Source organism: Nocardiopsis lucentensis DSM 44048, from assembly GCF_000341125.1.
GTDB classification, from domain to species: Bacteria; Actinomycetota; Actinomycetes; order Streptosporangiales; family Streptosporangiaceae; genus Nocardiopsis; species Nocardiopsis lucentensis.
In genome coordinates, this window is sequence record NZ_ANBC01000340.1 from 1 (window position 1) to 4,924 (window position 4,924).

General features: G+C 71.3%; 5 protein-coding genes. 3 read left to right on the forward strand and 2 right to left on the reverse strand.

What is annotated here, in order from left to right; all coding sequences use genetic code 11:
* Positions 1–170: 170 nt before the first annotated feature.
* Positions 171–1,739 carry an FUSC family protein gene (locus D471_RS42300; RefSeq protein WP_017598829.1) on the reverse strand — a complete coding sequence of 523 codons (1,569 nt, stop codon included), beginning with the start codon at positions 1,737–1,739 and terminating at the stop codon, positions 171–173.
* 147 nt (positions 1,740–1,886) lie between these two features.
* On the opposite strand from D471_RS42300, the gene D471_RS0111955 reads away from it, so the two are divergent.
* Together D471_RS0111955 and D471_RS0111960 are read left to right on the forward strand one after the other, a co-directional pair.
* Positions 1,887–2,372 carry a MarR family winged helix-turn-helix transcriptional regulator gene (locus D471_RS0111955; protein ID WP_017598830.1) on the forward strand — a complete coding sequence of 162 codons (486 nt, stop codon included), beginning with the start codon at positions 1,887–1,889 and terminating at the stop codon, positions 2,370–2,372.
* Positions 2,373–2,430: 58 nt separating this feature from the next.
* Complete coding sequence (locus tag D471_RS0111960) at positions 2,431–3,369, forward strand: ribonuclease Z (protein ID WP_017598831.1); 939 nt, start codon at positions 2,431–2,433, stop codon at positions 3,367–3,369.
* A gap of 46 nt (positions 3,370–3,415) precedes the next feature.
* On the opposite strand, the gene D471_RS0111965 is transcribed toward D471_RS0111960, so the two are convergent.
* On the reverse strand, positions 3,416–3,823 hold the full coding sequence (locus D471_RS0111965) for a TIGR03618 family F420-dependent PPOX class oxidoreductase (RefSeq protein WP_017598832.1): 408 nt from the start codon (positions 3,821–3,823) through the stop codon (positions 3,416–3,418).
* Between the two features lie 139 nt (positions 3,824–3,962).
* Between D471_RS0111965 and pip the strand changes: the two genes are divergently transcribed.
* Positions 3,963–4,919 carry a prolyl aminopeptidase gene (gene pip / locus D471_RS0111970; RefSeq protein WP_017598833.1) on the forward strand — a complete coding sequence of 319 codons (957 nt, stop codon included), beginning with the start codon at positions 3,963–3,965 and terminating at the stop codon, positions 4,917–4,919.
* Positions 4,920–4,924: the final 5 nt, after the last annotated feature.

Here is a 4,924-nt window from a genome sequence, read left to right on the forward strand (position 1 = left end):
CCCAACGCCGCCCCCCCCTGGCCGGAGCCGCCGGCGCCGCCCTGTGCCACCACGCCCTCACCTTCGGCTGGTGCCAACCCCTGGGAACCGGACGCGCCCTGCGCATCACCCCCCAAGGCGAACACGCCCTGACCGACCTGCTGGGCATCGACCCCCACACCCTGCGCTGATCACCCCACCGCCACAGCAACCACCACACGCTCCCGGTCCACCAACGCCCGCGCCCGAGACTCCACACCCCACACCCGCCCGGCCTCACCACCACGCGACCACACCTCCCCCTCGGCCTCCTCCTGCACCCGCCACACATCCACCAACGCCCCCGCCAACCGGTACCGGGCCACCACACCACCACCGGCCTCCACCCGCGCACACGCACGCTCACACACCGCCAACGCCGCCTCCACCCGCGCCGGACCCCGCCGATTGAGCACCACCACACACACCACGGCGCCCACCACGGCCCCCAACACCGTGGCCCACAACCGCTCCAACACCATCCCGTCCGTGGTCGCCCCCGGCTGAGTCAGACTCGACAACGCCAACGTCAACGGTGTCACCAGCACGATCGCGTACGCGTAGTTGGTCATCACCACCAACTCCGCGCCGATCTGACAGGCCACGATCAACACCACCGTGCTCCACACCGTGTGGTCGACCGCGAACACCGCCGCCGCCACCACGATCCCCGCGACCGTGCCCGTGGCACGCTGCACCGTGCGATGCCAGGTCGAGGACACGTTGGTGGCCTGCAACACCGACGCCGCCGAGACCACCGCCCAATACCAGTGCTCCACCCCCAGCACCGGCGCCAACGCCCCCGCCGCCAAGGCGGCCACCATCACCCGCGCCGCCGACACCGGCGCGGCCGAGGGCCACCGCCAGGCCCGCCCAAGCCGCCCGCCCCACCCGAGCGCACCCAACCGGGCCCCACGCACCCGCTCGGCCTGGGCGGCCAACACCGCCCACTCCTCCTCACCCGCCAACACCTCGGGCACCCGGGCACGACGACACCGCCGCGCCAACTCGGTGAACTCCGCGGCCGTGCGCGCATCGACCACCCGATCCCCCGACCCCGCCAACGCGGCGTCCGCGCGCGCCGTCAACACCTCCAACTCGGGCACCGCCACACGCCAACGCGGCGCGGCCACCACCACCCCCCAGGCCCGACACACCGCCGCCTCGGCGGCCCCGCGCCGCCCCAGACACGGGTCCCGCAGCTGATGGGCCACCGCCACCAGGGCACGCGCCACCACCAACCGCTCCGGCGCGCTCGGATGCACCAGCACCCCCACCGACGCCACCACCCAACACAGGGCGGCCGCCGCCGCGGTCACGGCGACCTGCACCGGTATCGCGCCCAGGCTCTGCGGAGTGTAGGAGCTCACCCCCGCCGCGAACACGAACATCAACCCGCCCGGCGGACCGAAGTCCCAGGCGTCGGAGACGAACTTGACCGCCGCGGCCACCACCGCCACCACCAGCACCGACACCCACGCCCCGCCGACCAGCGCCCGGGTCAGGGCCCCCACCAGCACCGACACCGTCAACGTGGCCCCCACCAGCGCCAAGACCCGACGCCGCCGAGCGTAGGTGTCATCGCGCGCGTACAAAGCCGTGAAACACCCCAGCGCCGCGTACGGGGCCAGGTCGACACGATCGATCCCCACCAACACCACCAGGGGCACGGCCACACACACGCCGGCGCGCACCGCCGTCACCGCGACGTTGCCGATCACGCGCCGCGGCCGCAGAGCACCTCCCAGACCCAACAGGCGCGCCCACCAAACAGAACCAAAGTAATTCACAAGTGAACTATATTAGTGTGGTCACCCGCCGCCCACACCCGGGGCATCCCTACCACCGGCCGTCAGGAACAGCACACCATGAGCGACGCCGTCGCCCGCTTCCGCGACGCCTGGGCCCACCAGCGCCCAGACCTGGACCTGTCCAGCATGGAGACCATCGGCCGCGTCCGTCGCCTGGCCTCGCTGATGAACACCATCACCGACGACCACCTCGCCGACAGCGACCTCACCCGCCCCGAATTCGAGGTCCTGTCCGCCCTGCGCCGCTCCCCCCAGGGTCTACGCCCCCGCCAACTCACCCGCGCCACCCTCTCCTCCGGCGCCGCCACCACCAAACGCCTCATCCGCCTGGAAACCGCCGGCCTCATCACCCGCACCCCCCTCCAACCCCACCGCCGCGAAGTCCAGGTCCAACTCACCCCCCAGGGCCGCGACCTCATCGACCGCCTCTACCCCACCCAACTCGACCGCGAAGCCGCCGTCCTGGCCCCCCTCACACCCGACGAACGCACCCAACTCGCCGACCTGCTGCGCCGCGTCCTGACCCCCATCGACCCCGCCTGAACCACACACCCCCCACAAACCCCCTGCCCCACCACCCGCAGATGGCATGATCCAACCCATGTCCGTACGCGAACTCGCGGTCCTGGGCACCTCCAGCGCCGTCCCCACCCGCACCCGCAACCACAACGGCTACTTCCTGCGCTGGGACAACCACGGCATCCTCCTCGACCCCGGAGAAGGCACCCAACGCCAGATGCGCCTGGCCAAACTCGCCGCCACCGACATCACCCGCGTGCTCATCACCCACTTCCACGGCGACCACTGCCTCGGCCTGCCCGGCATCATCCAACGCCTGGCCCGCGACCGCGTCCCCCACCCCGTCCGCGTCGCCTACCCCGCCGACGGCGAACAGTACTGGCGCCGCCTACGCCACGCCTCCGTCTTCCACGACACCAGCGTCATCATCAGCCAACCCCTCACCCCCGAGACCACCCACATCCCCGGGGACAAAGACCTCCACATCACCACCCTGCCCCTGAACCACTCCATCCCCTGCCACGGCTACCGCATCGCCGAACCCGACGGCTGGCGCATGCTCCCCGACCGCCTGCGCGCCCACGGCATCCACGGCCCCCGCATCTCCCAACTCCAACGCCAGGGCACCCTCACCACCGACGACGGACGCACCGTCACCCTCGCCGACTGCGCCACACCCCGCCCCGGACAGGTGTTCGCCTTCGTCATGGACACCGGCGAATGCGCCAACGCCGTCGAACTCGCCCGCGGCGCCGACATGCTCGTCATCGAGGCCACCTTCCTCGACGGCCAAGCCGAACTCGCCCGCTCCTACCAACACCTCACCGCCCGCCAGGCCGGCCGCATCGCCGCCCAGGCCCAGGTGCGCACCCTCGTCCTGACCCACCTGTCCGAACGCTACGACGCCACCGACGAACCCCACTTCCTCGCCCAAGCCGCACAAGAGTTCGACGGCCCCATCGTGCTCGCCGCCGACCTCGAACGCATCCCCGTCCCACCCCGCACCGACACACCCCGCTAACCCCACCCACCACAACAAAGAAGAGGGGGTGAGACACCCCCTCACCTCACCCCCACACCGGGCGCACGTTCCCCAACACCCGATCCACCGCGATCTCGATCACCACCCGATTCGGGTTCTCCCGCGGCCGCCGATACCGCTCGGCATACCGACGCTCCGCCTCAGCCACCACCCCCGGATCCCGCGACACCCGCGCCGAACCCTCCAACGTCGACCACCGGCGCCCCTCCACCTGACTCACCGACACCCGCACCCCCGCGTGCGCCGCCAGATTCCGCGCCTTGTAACTCGCACCATCACAGATCACCCGCGCCACCCGCCGCCGCGCGTCAAACGTCACCCCCACCGGCACCTGATGGATACTCCCGTCCGGACGCGGACTGGCCAACATGCACAACCGCCGCTCACTCCAAAACACCACGAACTCGTCCTCCACCAGCGTCGACTCCTCCACCACACACTCCCCCGCACAACCGTCCAAAACCCCAGCATCCCAACACCCCCACACCACCCGCCCCCGGCTCCCCCAAACCCCCGTGCCCCCCACCCACCCAAACCCCTAGACTCCACACACCCCACCACAAGGAGTCACCATGACCACACCCCCACCCCACGCCGAGGGCATGCTCAACGTCGGACAAGGCCACCACCTCTACTGGCAGGCCCACGGCAACCCCCACGGCACCCCCGCCCTCGTCCTGCACGGCGGACCCGGCTCCGGCTGCCACCCCGGCTGGACCGCCTTCTTCGACACCACCCGCCACCGCGTCATCCTCCTGGACCAACGCGGCACCGGCCACAGCACCCCACCCGCCCACGACCCCACCACCGACCTGACCACCAACACCACCCACCACCTCATCAACGACATCGAAACCCTGCGCACCCACCTGGGCATCGACACCTGGCTCATCCTCGGCGGCTCCTGGGGCTCCACCCTCGCCCTGGCCTACGCCCAAACCCACCCCACCCGCGTCCACGGCATCGTCCTGGTCTGCGTCACCACCACCACCGCCGCCGAGGTCCACTGGATCACCCACGACATGGGCCGCATCTTCCCCGAAGAATGGGACCGCTTCCGCCACGCCGCCGGACCCCACGCCGACCCCCACGACCTGGCCACCGCCTACGCCCACCTCCTGACCGACCCCGATCCCCGCGTACGCGACGACGCCGCCCGCGCCTGGTGCCGATGGGAGGACGTGCACATCTCCACCGTCCCCGAAGCCCGCCCCAACCCCCGCTACGACGACCCCGACTTCCGCATGACCTTCGCCCGCCTGGTCACCCACTACTGGAGCAACACCGCCTTCCTCCCCGACGGCCAACTCCTCGAGCGCGCCCACACCCTGAACGGCATCCCCGGCGCGATGATCCACGGCCGCCTCGACATCAGCGGCCCCGCCGACATCCCCGTCCGCCTCGCCCAGCGCTGGACCGACGCCGAACTGACCATCCTCTCCGGAGCCGGACACGGACGCGGCCAAGCCGAGGGCGAACCCACCATGCTCCAAGCCGCCCGCGCCGCCACCGACCGCCTCGCCCGCTGACCCGC